General features: G+C 59.4%; 25 protein-coding genes and 2 pseudogenes. 16 read left to right on the top strand and 11 right to left on the bottom strand.

All coding sequences use genetic code 11. The features are described 5' to 3' along the window. The 4 genes and pseudogenes from BLQ92_RS20270 to BLQ92_RS20255 all read left to right on the top strand — a co-directional run bounded on the left by BLQ92_RS20270 (position 1) and on the right by BLQ92_RS20255 (position 1,940). Entirely contained in the window at positions 1–744 is a 744-nt protein-coding gene (locus BLQ92_RS20270; protein ID WP_090686336.1) for a beta-ketoacyl-ACP reductase, read from the top strand. 133 nt (positions 745–877) lie between these two features. Next, complete coding sequence (locus tag BLQ92_RS20265; protein WP_143016637.1) at positions 878–1,126, top strand: poly-beta-hydroxybutyrate polymerase N-terminal domain-containing protein; 249 nt, start codon at positions 878–880, stop codon at positions 1,124–1,126. 17 nt (positions 1,127–1,143) lie between these two features. Further along, positions 1,144–1,432 (top strand): annotated as a pseudogene (locus tag BLQ92_RS40435) (IS5/IS1182 family transposase); the annotation flags it as partial. Between the two features lie 223 nt (positions 1,433–1,655). Continuing rightward, on the top strand, positions 1,656–1,940 hold the full coding sequence (locus tag BLQ92_RS20255) for a hypothetical protein (protein WP_090686334.1): 285 nt from the start codon (positions 1,656–1,658) through the stop codon (positions 1,938–1,940). 489 nt (positions 1,941–2,429) lie between these two features. Here the strand turns inward: BLQ92_RS20255 and BLQ92_RS20250 are convergent, their stop codons facing one another. The 5 genes from BLQ92_RS20250 to BLQ92_RS41570 all read right to left on the bottom strand — a co-directional run bounded on the left by BLQ92_RS20250 (position 2,430) and on the right by BLQ92_RS41570 (position 7,535). Continuing rightward, positions 2,430–2,705, bottom strand: coding sequence for a hypothetical protein (locus BLQ92_RS20250; protein ID WP_090686333.1), 276 nt, complete (start codon positions 2,703–2,705; stop codon positions 2,430–2,432). A 174-nt stretch (positions 2,706–2,879) separates the two neighbouring features. Beyond that, a complete protein-coding gene (locus BLQ92_RS20245; protein ID WP_090686332.1) occupies positions 2,880–3,569 on the bottom strand; it encodes a CBS domain-containing protein in 690 nt (229 codons plus the stop codon). Between the two features lie 421 nt (positions 3,570–3,990). Beyond that, positions 3,991–5,466: a hybrid sensor histidine kinase/response regulator gene (locus tag BLQ92_RS20240; RefSeq protein WP_090686331.1), complete on the bottom strand. Its 1,476-nt coding sequence runs from the start codon at positions 5,464–5,466 to the stop codon at positions 3,991–3,993. Beyond that, complete coding sequence (locus BLQ92_RS20235; RefSeq protein ID WP_090686330.1) at positions 5,463–5,915, bottom strand: response regulator; 453 nt, start codon at positions 5,913–5,915, stop codon at positions 5,463–5,465. Before BLQ92_RS20235 ends, BLQ92_RS20240 begins: the two co-directional genes overlap by 4 nt. 21 nt (positions 5,916–5,936) lie before the next feature. Continuing rightward, entirely contained in the window at positions 5,937–7,535 is a 1,599-nt protein-coding gene (locus tag BLQ92_RS41570) for a sensor histidine kinase (RefSeq protein ID WP_279607909.1), read from the bottom strand. Positions 7,536–8,319: 784 nt separating this feature from the next. Between BLQ92_RS41570 and BLQ92_RS20225 the strand changes: the two genes are divergently transcribed. The 6 genes from BLQ92_RS20225 (at position 8,320) to BLQ92_RS20200 (ending at position 13,950) form a co-directional block, all read left to right on the top strand. Continuing rightward, positions 8,320–8,628, top strand: coding sequence for a hypothetical protein (locus BLQ92_RS20225; protein WP_090686328.1), 309 nt, complete (start codon positions 8,320–8,322; stop codon positions 8,626–8,628). A gap of 64 nt (positions 8,629–8,692) precedes the next feature. Further along, positions 8,693–9,151, top strand: a complete 459-nt coding sequence (locus BLQ92_RS20220) for a universal stress protein (RefSeq protein WP_090686327.1) — start codon at positions 8,693–8,695, stop codon at positions 9,149–9,151. Positions 9,152–9,483: 332 nt separating this feature from the next. Further along, positions 9,484–10,191: an ABC transporter ATP-binding protein gene (locus BLQ92_RS20215; protein WP_090686326.1), complete on the top strand. Its 708-nt coding sequence runs from the start codon at positions 9,484–9,486 to the stop codon at positions 10,189–10,191. Continuing rightward, positions 10,188–11,273, top strand: a complete 1,086-nt coding sequence (locus tag BLQ92_RS20210; RefSeq protein ID WP_090686325.1) for an HlyD family secretion protein — start codon at positions 10,188–10,190, stop codon at positions 11,271–11,273. Before BLQ92_RS20215 ends, BLQ92_RS20210 begins: the two co-directional genes overlap by 4 nt. 47 nt (positions 11,274–11,320) lie before the next feature. After that, positions 11,321–12,805 (top strand): efflux transporter outer membrane subunit, encoded by a 1,485-nt coding sequence (locus BLQ92_RS20205; protein ID WP_090686324.1) that lies wholly within the window; start codon positions 11,321–11,323, stop codon positions 12,803–12,805. Positions 12,806–12,807: 2 nt separating this feature from the next. After that, on the top strand, positions 12,808–13,950 hold the full coding sequence (locus tag BLQ92_RS20200) for an ABC transporter permease (protein ID WP_090686323.1): 1,143 nt from the start codon (positions 12,808–12,810) through the stop codon (positions 13,948–13,950). Positions 13,951–14,018: 68 nt separating this feature from the next. On the opposite strand, the gene BLQ92_RS20195 is transcribed toward BLQ92_RS20200, so the two are convergent. Then, positions 14,019–14,666, bottom strand: a complete 648-nt coding sequence (locus BLQ92_RS20195) for a response regulator (protein WP_090686322.1) — start codon at positions 14,664–14,666, stop codon at positions 14,019–14,021. Then, complete coding sequence (locus tag BLQ92_RS41110) at positions 14,663–14,797, bottom strand: hypothetical protein (RefSeq protein ID WP_279607910.1); 135 nt, start codon at positions 14,795–14,797, stop codon at positions 14,663–14,665. The genes BLQ92_RS20195 and BLQ92_RS41110 overlap by 4 nt, the downstream gene beginning before the upstream one ends. A gap of 217 nt (positions 14,798–15,014) precedes the next feature. On the opposite strand from BLQ92_RS41110, the gene BLQ92_RS20190 reads away from it, so the two are divergent. After that, a complete protein-coding gene (locus tag BLQ92_RS20190) occupies positions 15,015–15,494 on the top strand; it encodes a universal stress protein (protein WP_090686321.1) in 480 nt (159 codons plus the stop codon). Between the two features lie 172 nt (positions 15,495–15,666). On the opposite strand, the gene BLQ92_RS20185 is transcribed toward BLQ92_RS20190, so the two are convergent. After that, positions 15,667–16,506 (bottom strand): universal stress protein, encoded by an 840-nt coding sequence (locus BLQ92_RS20185; protein ID WP_090686320.1) that lies wholly within the window; start codon positions 16,504–16,506, stop codon positions 15,667–15,669. A gap of 219 nt (positions 16,507–16,725) precedes the next feature. Here BLQ92_RS20185 and BLQ92_RS20180 point away from each other — a divergent pair, with 219 nt between their 5' ends. After that, on the top strand, positions 16,726–17,175 hold the full coding sequence (locus BLQ92_RS20180; protein WP_090686319.1) for a CBS domain-containing protein: 450 nt from the start codon (positions 16,726–16,728) through the stop codon (positions 17,173–17,175). Positions 17,176–17,282: 107 nt separating this feature from the next. Here BLQ92_RS20180 and BLQ92_RS20175 read toward each other — a convergent pair. Continuing rightward, positions 17,283–17,678: pseudogene (locus BLQ92_RS20175) on the bottom strand (GNAT family N-acetyltransferase); the annotation flags it as partial. Positions 17,679–17,744: 66 nt separating this feature from the next. On the opposite strand from BLQ92_RS20175, the gene BLQ92_RS20170 reads away from it, so the two are divergent. Then, positions 17,745–18,572: a potassium channel family protein gene (locus BLQ92_RS20170; RefSeq protein ID WP_175772228.1), complete on the top strand. Its 828-nt coding sequence runs from the start codon at positions 17,745–17,747 to the stop codon at positions 18,570–18,572. Here BLQ92_RS20170 and cydX read toward each other — a convergent pair. Together cydX and BLQ92_RS40700 are read right to left on the bottom strand one after the other, a co-directional pair. After that, positions 18,500–18,679, bottom strand: a complete 180-nt coding sequence (cydX, locus tag BLQ92_RS40705; RefSeq protein ID WP_090686317.1) for a cytochrome bd-I oxidase subunit CydX — start codon at positions 18,677–18,679, stop codon at positions 18,500–18,502. The genes BLQ92_RS20170 and cydX overlap by 73 nt on opposite strands. A gap of 67 nt (positions 18,680–18,746) precedes the next feature. Further along, a complete protein-coding gene (locus BLQ92_RS40700) occupies positions 18,747–18,914 on the bottom strand; it encodes a hypothetical protein (protein ID WP_425195061.1) in 168 nt (55 codons plus the stop codon). Positions 18,915–19,400: 486 nt separating this feature from the next. Between BLQ92_RS40700 and BLQ92_RS20155 the strand changes: the two genes are divergently transcribed. From BLQ92_RS20155 to BLQ92_RS20145, 3 genes are all read left to right on the top strand, one after another. Further along, complete coding sequence (locus BLQ92_RS20155; protein WP_244106151.1) at positions 19,401–19,775, top strand: hypothetical protein; 375 nt, start codon at positions 19,401–19,403, stop codon at positions 19,773–19,775. A gap of 30 nt (positions 19,776–19,805) precedes the next feature. Further along, positions 19,806–20,507, top strand: a complete 702-nt coding sequence (locus BLQ92_RS20150; protein WP_090686316.1) for a CBS domain-containing protein — start codon at positions 19,806–19,808, stop codon at positions 20,505–20,507. Between the two features lie 75 nt (positions 20,508–20,582). Then, entirely contained in the window at positions 20,583–20,774 is a 192-nt protein-coding gene (locus BLQ92_RS20145) for a DUF2964 family protein (protein WP_090686315.1), read from the top strand. Positions 20,775–21,571: the final 797 nt, after the last annotated feature.

Raw genomic sequence — 21,571 nt, 5'->3', positions numbered from 1 at the left:
ATGACCCAAAAACGCGTTGCCTTTGTGACGGGCGGCATGGGCGGGCTGGGAGCCGCCATCAGCCGCCGGCTGCACGATGCCGGCATGATCGTCGCCGTCTCGCATTCGCCTCGCAACGACCACGTCGCGACTTGGATCATGCACGAGCGCGAAGCAGGGCGCCGCTTTCAGGCCTTCGAGGCCGACGTCGCCGATTTTGACTCGTGCGACCGCTGCGCGCACCGCGTGCTGGATGAATTTGGTGCCGTCGACGTCTTGGTCAACAATGCGGGCATCACGCGCGATTCGTCCTTTGCGAAGATGACCAAGAGCGATTGGGATGCGGTACTACGTACCGATCTCGACGCGCTCTTCAATATGACCAAGCCTTTTATCGGCGGGATGGTCGGACGGGGTTTCGGGCGGGTCGTCAACATCGGCTCGGTGAACGGCTCGCGCGGCGCTTTCGGGCAGACCAACTACTCGGCTGCAAAGTCCGGCATTCATGGCTTTACAAAGGCGCTTGCGCTCGAAGTGGCGAAACACAGTGTGACGGTCAATACGGTTTCGCCGGGCTATCTTGCGACCTCCATGACCGCTGCCGTACCGAAAGAGATTTTGGAAACCCGCATCTTGCCGCAGATTCCTGTCGGCCGGCTCGGTCAACCCGCTGAAATCGCAGCGCTGGTGGGTTTCCTGTGTTCCGACGACGCTGCTTTTATCACCGGAGCGGATCTCGCGATCAACGGCGGCATGCATATGTGATGAAAGCAGACCTTCCACCTGCGGTTCCCTGCGCGCCGACGGTGCAGGTGCAAACGGCCTTGCATGGGTCCGATCCCACGTCAATGGTTACCGAATGCGCAGGCACACGAGCCTCAGCGGATCAGAAATATAAGTGTCTGGATCGTGCAGCCCGGGCGGCGCTGGCGGTCGCGGCGGGGGCCTTTCGCCATGTTCTCTGGTGCTCGCATGGATGGATTTGGGACTTCATCTGGCCGTTTCGCCGGGCAAGTACGCGGCGTTCCTGCAGCAGGCCGCCGAGGATCTACAATGGCCAGGTGAAGCGCTACCGCAGACGGCTCATCGTGTTGGCGCGTTGAGCCCGATGTGGCGTGTCGCAGCAACGAGCGGCCGCGGTACCTGATCCGCGTTTCGCCTCGCAAGGAGCGATGTTCGCCCAGCGACTATCGCCGCGTCCGACGATGGGAGCACGAACATATACTGGAATCCATGCAGCGTCAGCTCGGAAGCCAGATGCGATGACCATCCCAGGAAGTACGGGTGAGCATGTCTTCGGTACACTCAAGCACTGGATGGGCGCCACACACTTCCTGAGCCGCATGCTCGGAGGGGGGGGGCGAAATGAGGCTTCAGGTATTGGCCTACGCCCCTGCAGCGCGTCCTGAATATACTTGGGGTTGCCGCGACAATAAAGGCGATGAGGATGGCTGAAACCTGCGGCGGCGAGGGGCTTTTTTGCGCTCGAGACGTTACGTTGGCGCGGGCCCGACTTACCAGACTCGATTGATCGGAATGGCGAGCTCGCCTCCAGCGATGAAAAAGCAGTTCCTACACGTCCTCCGCTGCTTCCCGTCGGTCACGCCCCACCACGTGTCACAGATCATGGATGTGTCTGATAATCTCCTTCATCACGTATAGGAGGAGGGACCGCGATGACCGATGATCCCACCGGGCAGGGTAGCTACGGCGAGCCTGACGATCTCGCCGCCGATGCGCTCGACGCGCTGCGGCAGGTCACGATCGCACTCAGCTTTGATCGCGACAACCCGGCTAGCATTGAGGCAGCGATTCGCGAGTTCAATTCGCGGATTGATGCAGTGGTTACGCCGTTTCGCGGCAACGCGTTCATTGAAGAGGTCGCGTGGCAGATCAAGAGTGAATGCCGCGACAGCCTGCTGCAGCACATCGCCGATCCCTACCAGGCTACGTTTCCTTGATTCAGCACAATTGAGCTCGCAAGGCTGCGGGATAACGTATGTGTGAGGTGGGAGAGCCTTGAGAATTAGCGTGCTGAGCCCGGTTCTTTCGGGCTCTTTTTTCTCACGCACCTTGCCTGACCTGACGGCCCCGTTGCAGGCCACAACAACTGCTCCCAGGAGACGACGATGGTCACATTGCTTGCGGTCGGATGCGGCTTCATTGCGTTGGTCGCTGTAGGCGCGCTTGCAGTCGCGTATGTCATCTGGAAGAACGCCGATTGAATGCGCGGGTACGCTCGCCCATTGTCTGTCCGCCCGCTATCGGCCCCTTTGCACCGTTCCGAAACGATTCGTGAACGGCCGCTTCTGTCCTAATCTGTCCAATGCCACAGAACGCTTGTTGCGCTGCAGCATGAGTGCGCGTACGGTGAGTTACCGGTATGGTGGCGTACCGACAAGCAAAACCACCTTCTTAAGAGCTTAGCTTTACATTGATTTCCTGTTCGATCAGTCCGCGACCATTGCGCTCATGCGTGTCAGTACTCGCCGCGCGAATTCCGGCGCCGCGCGATGCGCCGCTTCCATCGTCGCAAAGCCAGCCGTCTTGAAACCCAGGTAGTGTAGGTCAAACCCGCCCGCGTCGTCTGTCATTGCCATCAGACGCTGCCCCGCAAAATTGGCGGTTTCGAGTACGCTCTTGTCTTTGCCATTCTGACTGGCGTTCCAATGCTGTTGTGCCGCGTAGAAATTGACTGTGCCATCGGCGCAGATCTCGATATCCATGGTGTCCTTTTTCCGTTGCGATTATCATCGTAGTTCGTTGACCTGCTCCCTACCCAAGGGCGTTTTATTCAGCGTCAGTTCAACCGAGACGACGAGCCTGTCGTCTTCGTAAGTCTCCGACGCAGTAAGAGTGAGCAAAGGGTCGTCTCCCCCTTATGTCATGCCACCCAGCGCCTATATGCCGGGCATCACCGGATAGGGTTCAGTATGATCTTCCACCCGTTTGACGCCCGGAATCCCCTCCGCCGCCACGCGAACGGCCTGCACTGCTTCCATCGAGTGAAAGGTGCCCCATAGATGAACCACCCCATCCGTGACAACCAGGTTGCGCCCGGCGAACGCCCAATTCCGGCCGGCCAGTTCGCCCATCAGCATGGCGCGGATATCGCTGTCAGAGAGTGCAGCATCCGGCACTCGCTCGTCGGAGATGCTGGCCAATGCCTGAACGAGATTGGCGCGGCTGACGATCCCGACGATCCGTCCCGCTTCCGTCACCGGCACGCGTTTGAAATGCCGAGTCTCCAGTATGCTTGCAACTTCGCTGAGTGGCGTGGCGGCCCCCACCGAAACAACATCGGCCTTCATCACGTCCGCAACTTTTAGCGCATGTGTCTTGATGTAGTCTATGGCGTCGTGAGTAGCCGAGAACAGATCGAACCAGGACGATCGCTTGCGCGTATCGGTTCCGATCTCCACGCGGCGAAGCAGATCGCCTTCGCTGATCATACCGATGAGGCGGCCTTCGCCATCCACAACAGGTGCGCCGCTTATGTGGTTGTCCGTAAAGACTCTGGCTGCGTCGCGCACGGTCATGTCGGGTGTGACGGATATAACGTTGCAGGTCATTACATCAGATGCACGCATGGAGAACCTCCCAAACAGTTGCCTTCGTCGGATTGTGCGCGTGCTGATTGCAGCGCCCGGCTAGGGGATATCGTCAATTAATTTGAGATTAGGCTTCAGACCCACGCAGCGGTTTGATATGGATCAGCTTTGAGACGATGTGCGGGCAGCCGGAGGTGCCGGATGGTAATTATCTCTCCCGTAACCTCGTCGTCAAGGATGATGACGCGTCGATCGCCAACGCACGCTCTGCAGAAGACTCTCTGGCATCGTCGGAAATGGCGCCAAAACAAAAAATACTCAGGAAAGTACCCGGAAATTTTGGCGATCGTGTGGGATTTTGCGCAAAAATACGAGACTTTCGATTCGCCGGAAATCCTTATCTAGCAAGGCTTTTCGGGAAATCTTGAAACTACTCGGGATGGCGCTGTAGCGGAGGCGGTCACTTCCCCTCCTTGCGCTCGATCACCGCAAGCGGCAAAGAGACCGATAACGCAAAGCCTTCATCTGGCGCGGTCCGGATCCGCAGGTCGCCGGCCAGCCCTGCGACACGTTCGCGCATGCCCAGCAGGCCGAACGAATCCCGCGCCGGGTGTTTGTCGCTCTCGCAGCCCCGACCGTTGTCTACGATGCTCACGATACAGTTCGGGTCGTCGCGTGTGATCTCGAGCGTCACTTCGGTCGCATCCGAATGACGTGCGACGTTGGTCATCGCCTCCTGGACGACCCGGAACACTGCAGTGGCGCTGTCGCGATTGAAGTCAATGTCGTCTGCGGCGATGTGGCGGATAACACGCACACCAAATCGCGCCGAGAACTGGTCGGTAAACCATTCGATTGCTGGAATCAGACCGAGATCGTCCAGCATGGTGGGACGCAAATCCGCAGCAATTTTTCGCACGGAACCGAGGAGCTGATCGATCAGCGTGTATATGTTGCTCAGATCCGCACCTGCCAATGCCATCTTGGGAGCTTCAGCGAGGTCTTCGATTCTGCTGACCTCCATTTTCAGCGCGATCAGTTGCTGACCCAGGTCGTCATGCAGCTCGCGCGCGATACGGGCTTTTTCCTCCTCGCGAACGTCCTGGATATTCGCCGAGAGGTGCTGCAGTTCTTCGCGCGACTCCCGCAGCGCTTCATCTGCCAGTTTCCGGTCCGTCACGTCCATGATCCAGCCAACCATTCGATAGGCTTCGCCGGCGCGGTTCCACAAAGCCTGTCCACGCGACTGAATCCACCGGAACTCGCCAGACCGGGTGCGCACCCGATATTCGACATCGTAGGGGTGCTTGCGATCGAGATGCGCTGCGAGGCTGAGTTTGACCCGATCGATGTCGTCTGGATGAACGGCCTCCAATAAAACCGATGGTTGATCCGGCTGCTTATCGCCGTCATACCCCAGGATTTCCTTGAAGTGAGGCGAAAGAAATATTGCGCCCGTTTGCGGATTCCAGTCCCAAAGGCCTGCCGTCGCGCCATTTATAGCGAGCTGAAACCGCTCCTCACTTTCCTTGAGCGCCATGGCGGCCCGATGCCGCTCGATTGCATAGCGGATTGCGCGGCCCAACTCTGACGTGCGGATCTCCCGTTTAGGGAGGAAATCCTGCGCTCCCTCCTGGATTGCCAACAGGCCGACCGACATGTCATCCAGTCCGGTGAGAACAAGCACCGGTAGCTCGGGCGCCCGCTGGCGAAAGGTTCTAAACGTATCAAGGCCCTGCGCGTCGGGCAACCCGAGGTCGAGCAGCACAACATCGAAGCGCGTCGTATCGGCGCGCGCAAACGCATCCGACAGGAGTTCGGTGTGAACCAGGTGGTGACGGAAATCCTGCACATCTGCGAGCGCCTCACGGATCAGCAGCGCGTCGCTCGGGCTATCTTCAACCAGCAGGATTTCGATTTCCGCGAGCGTATTCATGACTTGACGGCAGGCAGGGTCACCACGCCGAACCAGAAGTCCTTGATGCTGCACACGACCTCGGCGAACTTGGCGAAATCGACCGGCTTGCTAATGTAGCAGTTGGCGTGCAGGCCGTACGTCCTCGCCACATCCTCTTCCGACTTGGATGTAGTCAGCACGACCACGGGGATGCGCATGAGATCCGAATCCTCCTTCAGCTCCTCGAGCACCTCTCGCCCGCTCTTTTTGGGCAGGTTGAGATCGAGAATAATCAGACCGGGGCGTGGTGCATTGCTATGCTTGCCCTCGCGCCGCAGATATTCCATGGCTTCCACACCGTCCTCGGCGACGTGTAGTGGATTGAGCACCTTGTAATATTCAAGGGCCTCGCGGGTCATCATGACGTCGGTGGGGCTGTCTTCGACGAGGAGGATGTGAATCAGGTCGTTCGCTGCGTCGGAATGCATCGGTTGCTCCTGCGGATTGGTTTAAGATCGAACGCTATCATCCGTCTTTGCGCTTAGCGTGAAGAAGAACGTTGTCCCGCCGCCAGGGGCCGATTCGACCCAGATCCGGCCACCATGTTCTTCAACGATTCGCCTGCACAGCGCGAGGCCTATACCGGTGCCTGGATATTCGGTGCGCGAATGCAGGCGCTGAAAGATGAGGAAAATGCGCTCGAAGTATTGAGGATCAATGCCGATCCCGTTGTCCTTCACCGAGATCACCCAATCGCCGCCTTGTCGCTGGGCGCCGATATCGATCTGCACAGGGCGGTCGCTGCGCCGGAACTTGAGCGCATTTCCCACCAGATTCTGAAAAAGCAGCGTGAGCTGCGTAGGAATGGCCAGCACGGTCGGCAGTTCCCCGCGATTGATCTGTGCGCCAGACTCCTGAAGGCCGACGCTCAGGCTTTTCAGTGCCTGGTCGAGCACGTTCCCGCATTCGGTGAGCTGGTGCGGGGCTCCAGACCGGCCGACGCGAGAATAGGCGAGCAGGTCGTCGATGAGCTTTTGCATCCGGGTCGCGCCGTCCACCGCATGCGCTATGAATTCGTCAGCACGCGCATCCAGTTGCCCCTGATATCTGCGCTGCAGCAGTTGCAGAGGGCCCGCGACGGCGCGTAGCGGTTCCTGCAGGTCATGAGAAGCCACATACGCAAACTGTTCGAGATCCTGATTGGAACGGGCCAGTTCCTCGGTCCTTTTTAGCAGCTCCAGTTCCGCGCGCTTGCGCTCGGTAATATCGACGATCGCAGCCAATACGAAGACTTCTTCTGAGGTTTTGACCGGGTTGAGCCCGATTTCAACGGGGAACTCGGAGCCGTCCTTGCGCAATGCGTAAAGGTCGCGGCCGGTGCCCATGCGACGAGGTGTCAGGTCGTCGAAATAAGCGGCACGATAGCCACGATGACGGGGACGGAAGCGTTCAGGGACAAGCGTTTCGATGGTTTTTTCGAAGAGTTCCTTGCGGGAATAGCCGAACAGTTTTTCAGTCTGAACATTCACGAGGACAATCCGACCTTCGCGGTCCACCATCACCATTGCATTGGGCGCGGCCTCCACCACGTGCCGGAAGCGCTCCTCTAGCCGCCTGCGTTCGGTAATGTCGACAACCGCTGCCAGGACGAAAATTCCTTCGGCGGTCGTGACCGGATTGAGTCCAATCTCAACCGGGAATTCTGAGCCGTCCTTGCGCAGGGCGAAGAGGTCGCGGCCGCTGCCCATCGGGCGACTTTTCAGGTCGCCATAAAACGCGCGCCGGTATCCCGGATGAGCGGAACGGAAGCGGTCTGGCAAGAGCAGATCAACGCTATACCCGAGGAGTTCATCGCGCGAATAGCCGAAGAGTTTCTCCGTTTGAGCATTCACCAGGATGATCCGACCCTCGCCATCCACCATCACCATGGCGTTGGGTGCAGCCTCTACCACTTGCCGGAAGAGTTCATGGGTCAGGCTACTCAGCTGTTTGTAAGGTTCCAATTCGATCTCCCGGAGATTCGCTCTCGAACTGACTATTGAAACGCGCAGCCGAGCGGGCCAGCGCGAAGGGGTTTGCCTGTGGGGCGAATCATCTGCCGTGCACACCTACCTCGCCGAACCCGGAGGCTACTTCGCCAACGCAATCGCACGGCTTTCCACCGCGCACCGGAAACCGGGCCCGGTTCATGCTGGTGTCGGTCCAGTCACCATTCTATAACCGTGATGAATGCAAGTGTCTAAGGGGTAGCAGCGGCAACGCCCATGTCGAACTCGCGGGACAGCTTGATAACCGGATACCTATTCGTTGGTAACCATCATGGCTTACAGCGGAAGTGCCATCCTCGTCACTGAGTGGTCGGACGCGTTTGTCGGACAAGGGTGAACTTCTTCCGAGCGAGGGCCGTTGTTCCAAGGTCGCATCCGCATAAACCCGCACATAAGCGCGTGGCTTAGCACGGTTTGATCTATATCACTCCCTCCCGGTCCAGTTGGGTTCAACTTTGAGTGTAACGGCGCGCAGACGCTGACACGTGCGTGGCAGATACCCATTCAGAAGACCTGGCCCATGACCTTCTTATCCGGTTAGCACCCTGCATCGCACCTCGCGAGGTCTCTTCGCGCCGGAACCGCCTACGTTTCATGGATGATTTACTGGAGAGACAATCCACCGCGCAAATGCTCAACGAGACCTATGGACGCATCGCGTTGCCTACCGGCGAAGCGCGACAGCCTTTCAAGCAAGGGGTTGTCAATTCCTGAGTAGATTGATAGTCAGGATCCGGGCCGGCGCATGTGGATGCGCCGCGCCCGGGGTGCAGCTGCTTCCCCGGTGGTTCCCGACGACACCGGTGTCGTCGTTTGAAGCCCGGTATTTCTGTGGAGGTGACCGATGGGAATCGGCATGCAGATTGTATACCTCGGTTTTGCGGGTTCAGCTCCGATCGAGGCCGAGGCGGGCGCACAGTTCGTTCGTCTGGAGCGATTCTGGAAAATCATTTCCGGATGTCATCTGGCTATCGAAGCGTTGCACGACAGAGCGGGACATGTGATGTACGACGCGCGCCTCGATCTGATTACGCGCGCCAACGAATTGATCCCGGTCAGGCACTGCCGGAACGAAGACGCGCACGCAGCGCTGCAGGGGGCCTTTGACGCGGCCGAGCAGCAACTCGAAAGCGCGGGTCACGTGGGCGCTTAGCGGCATGAGGCTGGTTCGCATAAAAGGGAGGGGCAATCACCCTGTTCTCTATGAGGAGACGATGATGTATCAGAACATTCTGGTTGCAGTGGACGGCAGCGCTTCGTCGCTGCGCGCATTGAACGAGGCTATACAGATGGCGAAACTGGCGCGCGGCAAAGTGACTGCGTTGTATGTGCTGGATCACTCCAGCACGTTTACGTACGCCGGCGAATACGAACCGCGCGCCATGGTCGACGCGCTCCATGAGGATGCCCGGCGCGTCCTTGGCGAAGTACAGAAGCGCATCACTGAGCTCCAGGTACCTGGCGATGTCGAAGTGATCGAAACGGACGGCATCGGTGAGGACGTGGCCTCGTGCCTGCAGCGTTGCGCGCAAAGTCGCGGCGCGGACCTGTTTGTGATGGGTACGCATGGGAGGCGCGGGATACGGCGGCTGGTGCTGGGCAGCGTCGCAGAGCGCTTCCTGCGCTTCTCGACTTGCCCGGTCCTGCTGGTGCGCGACGACGTTCCTGCACAATAAAATATCCTCTGCGCGGTAAGTTCGTTTCCTCTACACGCCAGCAAATTGCCGGCCGCTGCACGGCATCACGCAGATCAATGACCTCCCTTTGTGGTGTGCGTGAGGGTTGCGTGAGGGTGGGCCCTTCACGAACTAACCGCACGCTGTTTCAGGGAATCCCGAGGCGGAATGACTCCCATCCGCCTGATTGATGCAAATCAATGGTGTGGGTTCGTTTTAGGACACGATAGTCATTCATATAAGTAGCGCAAAACGCCGGCCCACAACTCGACAACAGAGGGCGTCCGATCAGAGGTCTGATTTGGCGCGGGCGGCAGATCTGGGTTCCCGAGATGAGTGACCAGCCGAAACATGAAGCTATTGTTGCGACCGGCCTGACCAAATGGTTCGGCGAGGGCAGTACGCGGACGACGGCGGTCAACAGCGTAGATTTCGTTGCGCACTTCGGGGAGATATTGTTCATCGTCGGACCGTCCGGAAGCGGCAAGACCACCTTGCTCAGCATGATCTCCGGCATCCTGCGGCCCAATGCAGGCACGGTGAGCGTGAACGGCGACGACCTCTGGACCTTGAGCGACGACCGCCTGGCGGACTTTCGTCTGAATACCATCGGCTTTGTCTTCCAGGACTACCATCTTTTTCCGCGACTGACGAGCGCCGAGAACGTCGCGATTCCATTGATCCTGAAACATCAGGACTGGAAAGAATCCATCACGGCCGCGGTGAAATGCCTCGAGGTTGTCGGCCTGAAAAACCGCAGCGAGATCTTGCCCGTCAAGCTCTCGGGGGGCGAACAGCAGCGTGTGGCGATTGCCCGCGCCATCGTGGGTGGTCCGGAAATCCTGATTCTCGACGAACCCACCGCTTCCCTCGACGGTGACACGGGAAGGATGATCATTGCCTTCGTCAAGGAGAAGATCCTCAATCAGAACCGCTGCATCGTCATCGTGACCCACGATGCACGCATCAATGAATACGCCGACCGTATCATCCATATGGAAGACGGGCGCATCACCGGTCTCGACAAGGGTACAGAATGAGAACCAAAATAATTTTTGCCCTCTCGATCCTCGGCATCCTGGCGGGGCTGGCGGGTGCCTATGTGTTCGGCATGCAACGCAAGGCCGAACCGCCCGTGTTCACGCCGGTGAGCAACCCGTATGCGACGGCAATCTACGCGGACGGTATCGTCGAAAGCGAACAGGTAGGCGGCCAGAACGTCAATATCTATCCCGAGGTGCCGGGCCCGATCACGCAGGTGCTGGTCCATGAGGGCCAACAGGTCACGGCGGGAACCCCCTTGCTGAAGATCGACGATTCTGTGCAGGTCGCTACGACCGAGCAACTGCATGCGCAAGCGGAGGCGGCGCGGGTGGCCTGGCAGGAACTTCAGGCGCAACCGCGTAAGGAGACCCTGGCGGTGACGAAGGCGCAGGTCGATCAGGCGCAGGCGAACCTCCAGGCCGCTCAGGACCAGTATGACAAGCGCCTGGCCTCCTACAAAATTGACAGTCGGTCGATCAGCAAGGACGTGGTGGATACCGCGCGGGATGCGGCGGCGCAGGCAAAGACCGCACTGGAAGTCGCACAGCGGCAGTACGAGCTGACGCGGGCGGGGGCGTGGAGTTACGACATCAATAATGCACAGAAGCAGTATGAGGCGCTCACCGAGTCCTACAAGGCCGCTAGCGCACTGCTGCAAAAATATACCGTCAGGGCGCAAGCCGATGGAGTGGTGCTGGCGCTTAACGGCACGCCCGGCAGCTATGTCTCGTCGCAGGGCGTGTACGACGCCTATACCCAAGGTTTCGATCCATTGGTCGTGATGGGTGCGTCGCAGGACTATCTGTCGGTGCGCTGTTACATCGACGAGATTCTCGTCTCGCGCCTGCCCGCGCCGGACCACATCAAGGCGCAACTCTCGGTGCGGGGCACCGACGTCAAGGTGCCGCTGGAGTTCGTGCGCGTGCAGCCCTATGTGTCGCCCAAGATCGAGCTATCCAATCAGCGCGAGGAGAAAGTCGATCTGCGCGTGTTGCCGGTGATCTTCCGTTTCAGGAAGAAAGACCTTCCGATGGTCTATCCTGGCTTGCTGGTCGACGTCTTTATCGGGCCCAAATAGTGTCTACGCTCATCCGGCCTCGCGCTAACGCGTTCACGCCGCGCGCCATGCGGTGCTCCGCATGGCGCGGGCCTTTGCTAGCCTTGTTGCCAGGCGTGACGGCGGCGGCCCTGCTTGGCGCCTGCGCAGTAGGCCCGGATTTCAGCCGCCCGGCGCCGCCCGCCGTGCAGGCCTATACGCATGAGCCCTTAGCCAGGAAGACGGTCACCGCCGATAGCAATACACAGCATTTCACGCCGGGCGCCGCGGTGCCGTTCGATTGGTGGCGCCTGTTCGGATCGACACAGCTGGACGCGAGTGTCGCTGAAGCGCTCGCCCACAACCCGACGCTCGAGGCCTCCGAAGCCAGCCTGCGCGAGAGCCAGGATAGCCTGCGTGCCGGCTACGGTGTGTTCTTTCCGCAGATTGGCGCTCAGGTGGACGGCGTGCGCGAACGCACCGCGCCGCAAGCGAACGGTTTGAGCGGATCAGGCACGATCTTCAATCTGATTACCGCGAGCGGCACCATCAGCTACGCGCTTGATGTGTTTGGCGGCAAGCGTCGCACAGTGGAAGGCTTACAGGCTCAAGCCGACTATCAGCGCTACCTGATGAAGGCGGCCTACCTGAGCTTGACGGCCAACGTGGTGAACACCACCATCGCACAGGCGGCCTATGCCGCGGAGATTCGCGCAACAAAGCAATTGATCGACCTCGAGAACCAGCAACTCGAGATCACCGAAGCCCAGGTGCGGGCCGGCACGTCCGCGTATTCGAGCATACTGAGCGTGCGCAGTCTGATCGCCGCCAACCAGGCATCGCTCGCGCCCCTCAGGCAGAAGGTCAGCGAGGCAGATCACCTGCTCGCGACGCTGCAAGGCCAGTTTCCGTCCGAAGTGAACCGGCCGGCAATCGACCTGAGCTCGCTGTCGCTGCCCAAAGACCTCCCCGTAAGCTTGCCCTCCGACCTGGTGCGGCAGCGCCCGGACATCCTGTCTGCCGAGGCGCAACTGCATGTGGCCAGTGCCAACATTGGCGTCGCAACCGCCGCGATGTTCCCAAGCATCAGCCTCTCCGGGACCTACGGCGCGGGCGGCACGAGCTTCGGCAATCTCTCGACAGACAGCTTCAGGTTCTGGAGCATCGGGCCGTCGATCACGATTCCGCTGTTTCAGGGAGGCAGCCTTTGGTATGGTCGCAAGGCGGCGATCGACGCGTACCAGCAATCGCTCGCCAACTATCGGCAGACGGTGCTGGCTGCGTTCGAGCAGGTCGCCGACGCGCTCAAGGCACTGGAATACGACGCACAGGCCCTGGACGCGCAAGCGGAAGCGCAGCGCGACGCAGCGGGCGCGTTGACGCTGCTGCAAGCCAGCTATCGCGCGGGGACGGTCGGCTACCTGGACGTGCTGGTCGCCGACGTGCAACTCCACCAGACGACCATTGCCTATCTTCAGGCCATCGCGCAGCGCCATCAGGACACGGTCGCTCTGTTCGTCGCACTCGGCGGCGGATGGTGGAATGGGCCGGATCAGGCAGGCGGGGGGCAGTGACCATGAAATACAGCGGCATCATGCGGATCGGTTTCAAGCTGCTGGTCAACGACCGGGCGAAGTTCTCTGCGCTACTGATTGGCATCACCTTCGCGGTGTTCCTGATGATGCAGATGACCGCGATGTTCGCCGGCATCCTGAACCGCGCCTATTCGACGGTGACCAATATTGGCGCATCGATGTGGATCATGGATCCCGCGGTGAACACGCCGACGAGCCCGTTTCCGCTGCCCGACTACCTGCTGGACGCGACTCTCAGCATGGACGGCGTTGCCTATGCGGTGCCGGTGTATATCGGCGGCGCGCAGGTCAAGCTCGCCGACGGCACGTATCAGGCGGTCAATGTGGTCGGGCTGGACGATGCGAGCCTGTTCGGCCACCCGGAAATCCAGCGGGGCAATATTCTGGATATCTATGCCGACGACGCATTCATGGTGGTGAACGACTCGGAATTCTCGAAGCTGGAGAACCCGAAGATCGGCACGGCATTCGAACTCAACGACCGCCGCGGCGTGATTGTGGGCGTCGCGCGAGTTGCCGCGAACGGACTAAACGGCGTGCCGACGCTTTACACCACCTACAATCGCGCGATCCAGTACGTGCCGGGAACGCGCTACACGATCTCCTATATCCTGGTGCAGGCGAAGAACAATGCCGCGATTGCCGGCATCAAGCAGCAGGTGGCCAAACTCGGCTACCTTGCGTTGACCAAAGAGGAGTTCAACCAGCGCATTGCGAACTACTACACGTACCAGACGGGTATCGGCACCAACATCCTGCTGATGACCGTGATCAGTTTCATCGTCGGACTGTCGATCTCGGGCCAGACGTTTTACACCTTCATTCTGGAGAACCTCGACAAGTTCGGTGCGCTCAAGGCGATCGGCGCGAAGGGCCATGAACTGATCTACATGATCCTGTTCATGGCCACCTTCACGGCACTGACGGGCTATGGGCTGGGCGTCGGTCTGGTGACCATAGTGATTTCCGTGGCCAAGGCCTCGGTGCCCAACTACGCGGCAATCACGACGTTCTGGAACCTCGCGCTGGCGTTCGGCATGGTGGTGCTGATTGCCGGGATTTCCAGCTATATCGGCGTGCGCAAGGTGCTCACGATCGAACCGTTCGATATCTTCAGAGGATAGCGCTCGCGAGGACAGGCGACCGTTAAAGGGCTTCGTTTTTTTATCGCGCGCTCGGCTTACCTCGCTCGTCAGATCTCGTCATCTTCGCCGAACAGCTTGTGGCGCATCGCATAGCGTACCAGCGCGGCTTCATGCGGCATCTGCATCTTCTCGAGAATGCGCGTCTTATAGGTGCTGATCGTCTTGGTGCTGACGCAGAGTTCCTGGGCGATTTCGGTGATCGTCTGGCCGGCTGCGATGCGCCGGAATACATCGAATTCGCGATCGGACAGACGTTGATGGGGCAGTGTGTCGACGGGCTCGTTCAGGCTCAGTGCGAAACGCTCGGCCATTGAGACGCTGACGTAGACGCCACCGGAGGCGACTTTTGTGACTGCCGAAACGAGTTCGGCGCTGGCGCTTTCCTTCGTCACATAGCCGGAGGCTCCCGCTTTGAACGCCCGGACCGCGTATTGCTGCTCGGCATGCATTGTCAGGACGAGAATGCGCAAGGCCGGCTTCTCATCCTTGATCTGCTTGATCAGTTCGACGCCATTGCGACCCGGCATTGACAGGTCGAGTACCAGAACGTCGGCGTCGGTCGAGCGGATCAGCGCGATCGTACTCGCCCCATCGTTGGCTTCGCCGACAACCTCGAAGGCACTCGCGCTGCGCAGGATATGCCGTAGTCCGTCGCGCACCATCGCGTGGTCGTCAGCGATCAATACCCTGGTCATGTTTGAGCCTCTTCCTGTTGAACCGCTTGCAGCGGCAGCGTCGCGGCAAGCGCGAAACCTTTGCCACTATTCGAATTGATCTCGACAGTCCCGCCCAGTACGTACACCCGTTCATGAGAATTACTATGCACGATCTGTCTCATATTGTGCCGTACGGGCACACATCTTGACAGTACGGCGCAACACCAGGTGCGCCCAAGTTTTGCCACTAATGCCTCGCCCGATGGATGGGCCGGCGGTTGATCCCTGTCAAACGCGCCAGAGCGTTTCGCTTGCAGACTGAAAGTTCCAGCGCGGCCAGGTGGCCGTGCATTCCAACGGGACCGGGCGGCAGCCCAGGAGGCAAGCATGTACAAGCGAATTCTCGCCGCGATTGACGGCAGCCGCGGCGCCAGGCTCGCACTAGACGAGGCGGTGAAGATCGCACAGGCCTCGGACGGAACGATTACCGCTGTATGCGTGGGGGAGAATCCGGCGCAACTGGTCGATGTGGGCACCTTGTTCGTCGAAGCCCCTTCGCCTGTCAGCACGGCCGCCAACGAAGCCGCAACGGCTGCTCTGGAGGAGGCCCAGGATCTGTTTGAGCGCAGAAAAGTGCGCGGCGTGACGCGCACACTTGACAGTTACGGGGAAGATGTCGCGACGGTTCTTTCTCGCACTGCGGACGAACTGAAAGCGGATCTGGTGGTGATGGGAACCAGTGGCCGGCATGGCGTGCGGCGTGTCCTGCTGGGCAGCGTCGCTGAATCGTTCCTGCGGCTCAGCCGTGTGCCGGTGCTGCTTGTCCGGTACGATCCCGATGTCGATCCGATTCCTTCCAGTTTGTAATGTTTCTGAGGGCGGCGCTGCTTTTGACGGGCTTCGCGTGAAGCTCGGCACTTGCGTGGACAGTTCGCTTGAGTGAGCACCTGATTGCGTAAGAAAGAGGGCGCCCAGACAAGCAATGGGCGTCCAAACTGCGCGAGGGCTCTTACCGCGCATGTCGAACTAGCTGGAGCCGCTAGTGCGACATGAGCACTGGCACGGTCATCGAGCGTAACATCGTCCGGGTTGCCCCGCCCATCACCAGTTCCTGCCATCGCGCATGCCCGTAAGCGCCCATCACGATCAGATCGGCCCCGAGGTCAGCAGCCTGCGACAGCAACGCATCGCCAGTCGACTCCGTGCTCGCTGTGACGATATCCATCAACTCAAGATGGATGCCGTGCCGCGCCACGACCGCAGCGATGTCCGAACCGGGAATGCGGCTGCGGTCCGGTTCGGTGTGTGCGTCGTTCACTGTGACGAGGGTCGTCTTCTTCGCTTGCCGCATGAGCGGCAAGGCGTCGTGAACGGCACGTGCCGCTTCGCGGCTGCCGTCCCACGCGACCATCACGTGGCTACCGGGCGAAGGAAAGCTTCCGGCGTAGGGCACCATCAACACCGGGCGGCCGCTCGTCATGACGAGGTTTTCCTGAAAGTGGTCGGCGATATAGGCTTCCGGATCGTTCGGGTTGTCCTGACCGACCACGATCAGGTCGGCACAGCGGGCGAGACGCGGCACGGTGAGGTTCGCATACTCGTCAATGGCGAGCCATTGGCCAGGCACCGCGGCGCGGCTCAATTCGGCCTGGAACAGACGCTCGAGCGCGGTGCGACGTTCGTTTCGCAAATTCTGCTGGTCGCGGTAATACTCGGCCGAGCCGGCCATGACATGGAACGCCTGCGGTTCCGGCGTGAACACTGAAAATACGCCCGTCAGATGCGCACCAAATTGCTTCGCCATGCGTAGCGCGAGTTCGAGGCGAGGATGAGCGCGTTCAGTCGTGTCAAGGTGGACAATAATGCTCTTGTAGCTCATCGCGGTAGCTCCAGAACGGTTGAGTAAGCACGGGATGCATGATCTGGAGTCTATGAGCGGTGCGGGGGGAGGAGTTGATGCAGATCAAGCGTGTCCCAGGCGGCGCAATGACTTCACCGCGCAACGAGATACGTGTCTGGTTGATCGAACGCAATGTCGCGGGCACCCACGCCGCGCACAGTAGTTGAAAACCCGCGCCGCAGCGTAAGGAGAACCGTCATGAACACAGGCACCATCTGTACCCGTAACGTAATCACCTGTCAGGTGGGCACCAGCGCGCTCGATGCCGCGAAGCTCATGCGCAACCATCACGTCGGCGATCTGGTCGTGGTCACTGACGCAAGTCCTGGTCATGGCCCAGTTGGCGTCATTACCGATCGCGATATCGTGGTGTCCGTTCTCGCGTGTGAGCTGGATGCGGGGACGCTATGTGTCTCCGACATTATGTCCTCGCCGGCTATCACGGCCTTCGATTGGGAGGACGCATGGCACGTCCTGCGGCGCATGCGTATGAACGGTGTGCGCCGCATGCCAGTGATCTCCGATACGGACGAACTGATCGGTATCGTAACGCTTGACGATCTGGTGGGCGCCGTCTCCGAGTTACTGTCGGAACTGAGTTGTGTCAGCCAAAGGCAGAGGCATTTTGAAGAAAAGGCGCGCACGTGAGGCCAGTTTGCGGCCCTTCATTTTCAGTCGCGCGGTCGGTGATCGATTTAAGAATGGTCGAACAGGCACTCATGACTGCTGTAAGCAACCATGAGGCGTTCGTGCACTTACAAGGTCTTTCTGCAGAGTTTGAAATCCGGACCTTCCGCGCAGGTCTGGATCTGGAAACCAAGGTTCTTTATCAGTTTCAATATGCTGGCGTTGTTGACCAGTGCCAGACCGTCGATTTCGCTCAGGCCTTTGTGGCGCGCGACGTCCATGATGGACAACATCAGCCTTGAGCCAAGCCCCTGACCATTGAACTTGTCATCCACGACTAGCGAGAACTCGCAACTGGTGAGGTCAGGGTTGGCGATGTAGCGTGAAACGCCGATCATGTGTTCGGCTTCGCTGAACTCGCCATCTCTGGCAGGAGCGCGTTCCTTGTAGACAGCAACGAGTGCCATCTCACGATCGTAGTCGATCAGCGTATGGCGCGCCAGCATGGGTACCTGATGGTGGCGGTCAACCTGCAGCGTACAGATGCGCGTTGCAATCACTGACGCACCGACATCATGGCATCTCGGGAAATGAGCAATCTCGTCAAGCGGCTCGGATTTCAGGGTGTCGATGCGCACGACAATCCGCAGGCCGTGTGCGCGTGGTGCTGGCTTGATTGGCTGTTGTTCGCGCTCACCCCGCTCGCCATTCCGGCGTTTTACATCGAACTGGTTACGGCATCCCCCGGCGGACTGGCAGTTGGCCGCGGGCTGTATGTGTCCCGGTTTCTCGGCTTCGTGGTTTCGCTGGGGTGGATCGTACGTCTGAGTCGCAGCCCCAAAAAGTTTCTACTGCGCAACCGGTTCGACCTTTTCGTTCTGTTCGGAGCAGCAAGCATCGCGTGGGGCGCTACGCCATGGTCCTCGCTCGAATGGGTGCTACGCATGGCGTTTATGTGTCTCGTCGCGATTCGAATTCTATCATCGCTCCGGAGCGTGCTCGCATCCACTCGGTTACTCGTGCTGTTCATCACTGGGATCGCCGTACTTGCGCTCGGAGGCGCAGGATTCTACCGGCTGGAGCCACGGGTACATACCTACGCCGAGGGCGTATGGTTCGCGTTTGAAAGCAGCGCAACGGTGGGGTATGGCGACATTGCGCCAACTACGCCTGCGTCCCGCGTTTTTGCCAGGTTCGTCGTTCTGCTCGGCTACGGCATGTTCTCGCTCGTATTCGCCAGCATTGCAGCGACGTTCATCGGCCAGGAAGAGAGGCTATTACGACGCGAAATGTATCGTGACATCAAGCGGCTTCACGAGCAGATCGCCGCGCTGCATCAGAACCTTCAAGGCTTGCGAGAATCCGTGGAGCGAGCTTCTCGCGCGGCTTCAGAAAACGGCTGTGGCACAGGCGAGTGACGCGACGCCCCCGTCTCATCGAAACGATGCGATTCAAGCCACATTACATTGACGATGCCGAACGAGAGGGCCACACCAATACCGAGAATCCAGCTGAAGTACCAGATGATGCGCTCCTATGAATCCTGTGCCAGATACGTCCACGCCGCAACGCGCGAGAGGTCGACGACTTCGCTAACGGGCATGTTGATCGCCTTGAGACGGATGCGAGGCAGGCACCGAGAGCAATGCTTGTGCGACGAGTGCAGGTGGCATGGACAAGTTCTCCGCCGCTGGATGATCGAAGAAATCGTACTTAATTACCATATGTAATGCGAATTTGTTAACGAGCACGATGGGAATATCTCGGGTGAAAGTGGGGCCGCGCAGCCGGCCGGCGAATCACGCGCGTAGTGCGGGGCGAGGCGGATTCCTGTCGCGTAGCGTTATGGTCGTGATCGATCAATAGACGATTTCACACCGGTGTACCCAGCTGGATTCAAGCCGGATGGGCGGCGTGGCGAATAAGTGACGATCCGGGACGCAGACGATCAGCCGTTGCAGGCTGCACCATTAGCCCGATAGGCTACATCTTCATGAGGGTCTCTGTTGCTGCTCTTGAGCTAGATCAAGGGAGTGGGCCATCCCCGCTAACGACTGACCCGTGTCATTGACACGCGCACAATTGACCTCCGTCAATTCCAGCAATAAACCTGCAAGTAGACTGATTTTCACGAATTTTGCGCTGAGCGAGCTGTTATGAATTGCATATGCCTGCCGATTGCATTGACTAGGACCACGCTCCTCCTGGCGCTGGCTAGTTTCGCGGCCTGCACCACGGAAAGCCAGATGGTTGTGTTCCGGAACACCGAAACGCAGCTTGAGGAGGCGCGGGAACAGGCATCGGTGACGTGTAGTTCACGCACGGCATGCGATCAAATCTGGAACCGCACGCGGCTTTATGTGCAGCTTAACTCAAGAACGCGAATCAGCCGACTCAACGATTCGGTGATTGAGACCGCGGCGCCCCACGAATCTGGCATTGCCTATTTCTGGGCCATGCGCACCACCGATGACAGCGGCACGACGACAGTCCGGATAAAGGGCATGTGCCGCGGCATGTACGCGAGTAATGGCGACCCCGCATGGACTTATGGAACGTGTGCAGAACAGATCAGGCGTGTGGAGATGAGTTTTCGCGGGGTAGTAGGCGACTTGCAGTGAGGCCCACGATATTTTCTTAAGGAGAGATTTATGCGTGCCATCGACGTAATGACCCCAGAGGTTGTGGTTGCAGCACCTGACATGACCGTGCAAGCGGTGGCGAAACTGCTTGCCGAAAACTACATTAGTGGCATGCCCGTGGTTGACGCACAGGGGCAAGTCATAGGCATGATCAGTGAAGGCGACTTGCTGCATCGACGCGAAATCGACACTGACGCCGAGGCCGATGAGCACAGACGATCATGGTGGCTTGACTTCCTTGCATCGACCCGTGAACTCGCTAGCAAGTATGTCAAGGAACACGCGCACACGGTGCGCGACGTCATGAGCAACAGGATTGTGTCTGTTGCGGAGGACACATCCCTTGCCGAGATCGCGAATCTGCTGGAACTGCGGCGAATCAAACGCGTCCCCGTTATGCGCGATGGAAAGCTGGTTGGGGTCGTCAGTCGCTCCAATCTGATTCGTGCGCTCGCGAGCGTCTCGCCCGAGGCGTTGCCGGCGACATCCAATGACCAGGAAATCCGTGAAGCGATCTTGCGCGAACTCAGCAAACACCGCTGGGCGCAGCCTAGTCAGAACGTGATTGTCAAGGATGGCATCGTGCATCTGTGGGGCGTTATCCAGTCGGAAGAAGAGAGACGCGCGATCTGCGTCGCGGCGGAGAGCGTCCCGGGGGTCAAGGAGATCGAGAGTCATCTGGAGTTTCCCATGGTGTTGCCAGCGATGTAGGTGGGTAGGGGATCAGCGAGGCAGTTCTGGCAATCGTCCGTTCCCCTCAATTACGCAGCCGGTTAGGAGAGCGCCATGGAACGCACAGAATATCGAACCGTCTTTGCGGCAATGGCCGTATTTTTGTCATTGGCAGGCATCGCGACAGCCATACACGGTTTGCTGTTCGATGAATACAGCGTGACCCACTATGGCGTGGCCGCGATCATGGTCGGTGTCGCCTGCTTCTTAGTGCTGCTCAACCTGGCAGCAGGACGCGACGCATGAAGGGCGCAGCGAGTTCGATGCCCGCCGAACCAAAAGCAGTTGAGCTCTTCCGTCAGCGCTCGACGGTATTCGCAGCGTCTATCTGATAACCGTGGCACTTGCGCGACGGGCAGGATACCCGCGTTCCAGCGGCGCATACACGTGCCCGCCTGCCAGGTCCACGACTTGAACGAATGACTCGAGGGTCGTACCTGCGGCGACGTGCAGTGGCGGTTCGCCGGTGTAGCTCTCGGTGCGCAGCGATGGCACCTTATCCCGGTTGATTTCGAATACGCTAAGCGCCCCCGGGGGCACGGCCGGTACCCGGGGTAACAAGCGGGCCGTCGAATGCGAGCTTGAGGATCTGATCGAGACTATCGTCGTAGGGGTTGCCGGCGCACCCTTCATACGGCGTGAACTCCCAACGGTCGCCCCATTGGCAGTCGAGCGGCAAGCGGGTGAAGAACGCCCATGTGAACGGCGGTCGAAATCCGACGTTAAACGGCGGCGTCAGTCAGGAATTCGGAATGTTTTCTAGTCTTCCGGGCTAATCCGAGATGACTGATACGGGTGGCGCTGAGGTTATGGGACGCATCGAAAGGAGCCCGTAGGGCGAGAGCAGATGCGTCCCGGCGGGAGCCGGTTCAGGAAGGGGTGACGCAGCAGGCCTGATGCGGTAAAAGAGGATTTACCGCCGAAGAAACAGGCCCGACACCGGCGCAAACCGCCAAGTTCAATCCGGTGTCGAGCCCAGCACGCGCACGACAGGGTGCGGGTGTGCCCAAGTATGGCACTGCCCATGAGCTCTGTCGATATCG

Source organism: Paraburkholderia phenazinium (assembly GCF_900100735.1).
GTDB classification, from domain to species: Bacteria; Pseudomonadota; Gammaproteobacteria; order Burkholderiales; family Burkholderiaceae; genus Paraburkholderia; species Paraburkholderia phenazinia.
Note: the sequence above shows the minus strand (reverse complement) of the source record. Positions and strands in the feature narration are given on the sequence as shown.

Coding starts and splice junctions, on each gene's coding strand:
- BLQ92_RS20270 (WP_090686336.1), top strand. CDS start 1: ATGACCCAAAAACGCGTTGCCTTTGTGACGGGCGGCATGGGCGGGCTG.
- BLQ92_RS20170 (WP_175772228.1), top strand. CDS start 17,745: ATGAGCAATCTCGTCAAGCGGCTCGGATTTCAGGGTGTCGATGCGCAC.
- BLQ92_RS20150 (WP_090686316.1), top strand. CDS start 19,806: ATGCGTGCCATCGACGTAATGACCCCAGAGGTTGTGGTTGCAGCACCT.
- BLQ92_RS20145 (WP_090686315.1), top strand. CDS start 20,583: ATGGAACGCACAGAATATCGAACCGTCTTTGCGGCAATGGCCGTATTT.
- BLQ92_RS20195 (WP_090686322.1), bottom strand. CDS start 14,666: ATGACCAGGGTATTGATCGCTGACGACCACGCGATGGTGCGCGACGGA.
- BLQ92_RS20155 (WP_244106151.1), top strand. CDS start 19,401: ATGGTTGTGTTCCGGAACACCGAAACGCAGCTTGAGGAGGCGCGGGAA.
- BLQ92_RS20255 (WP_090686334.1), top strand. CDS start 1,656: ATGACCGATGATCCCACCGGGCAGGGTAGCTACGGCGAGCCTGACGAT.
- BLQ92_RS20200 (WP_090686323.1), top strand. CDS start 12,808: ATGAAATACAGCGGCATCATGCGGATCGGTTTCAAGCTGCTGGTCAAC.
- BLQ92_RS20210 (WP_090686325.1), top strand. CDS start 10,188: ATGAGAACCAAAATAATTTTTGCCCTCTCGATCCTCGGCATCCTGGCG.
- BLQ92_RS20185 (WP_090686320.1), bottom strand. CDS start 16,506: ATGAGCTACAAGAGCATTATTGTCCACCTTGACACGACTGAACGCGCT.
- BLQ92_RS20180 (WP_090686319.1), top strand. CDS start 16,726: ATGAACACAGGCACCATCTGTACCCGTAACGTAATCACCTGTCAGGTG.
- BLQ92_RS20215 (WP_090686326.1), top strand. CDS start 9,484: ATGAGTGACCAGCCGAAACATGAAGCTATTGTTGCGACCGGCCTGACC.
- BLQ92_RS20220 (WP_090686327.1), top strand. CDS start 8,693: ATGTATCAGAACATTCTGGTTGCAGTGGACGGCAGCGCTTCGTCGCTG.
- BLQ92_RS20190 (WP_090686321.1), top strand. CDS start 15,015: ATGTACAAGCGAATTCTCGCCGCGATTGACGGCAGCCGCGGCGCCAGG.
- BLQ92_RS20205 (WP_090686324.1), top strand. CDS start 11,321: ATGCGGTGCTCCGCATGGCGCGGGCCTTTGCTAGCCTTGTTGCCAGGC.
- BLQ92_RS20240 (WP_090686331.1), bottom strand. CDS start 5,466: ATGAATACGCTCGCGGAAATCGAAATCCTGCTGGTTGAAGATAGCCCG.
- BLQ92_RS20250 (WP_090686333.1), bottom strand. CDS start 2,705: ATGGATATCGAGATCTGCGCCGATGGCACAGTCAATTTCTACGCGGCA.
- BLQ92_RS20245 (WP_090686332.1), bottom strand. CDS start 3,569: ATGCGTGCATCTGATGTAATGACCTGCAACGTTATATCCGTCACACCC.
- BLQ92_RS20225 (WP_090686328.1), top strand. CDS start 8,320: ATGGGAATCGGCATGCAGATTGTATACCTCGGTTTTGCGGGTTCAGCT.
- BLQ92_RS20235 (WP_090686330.1), bottom strand. CDS start 5,915: ATGCATTCCGACGCAGCGAACGACCTGATTCACATCCTCCTCGTCGAA.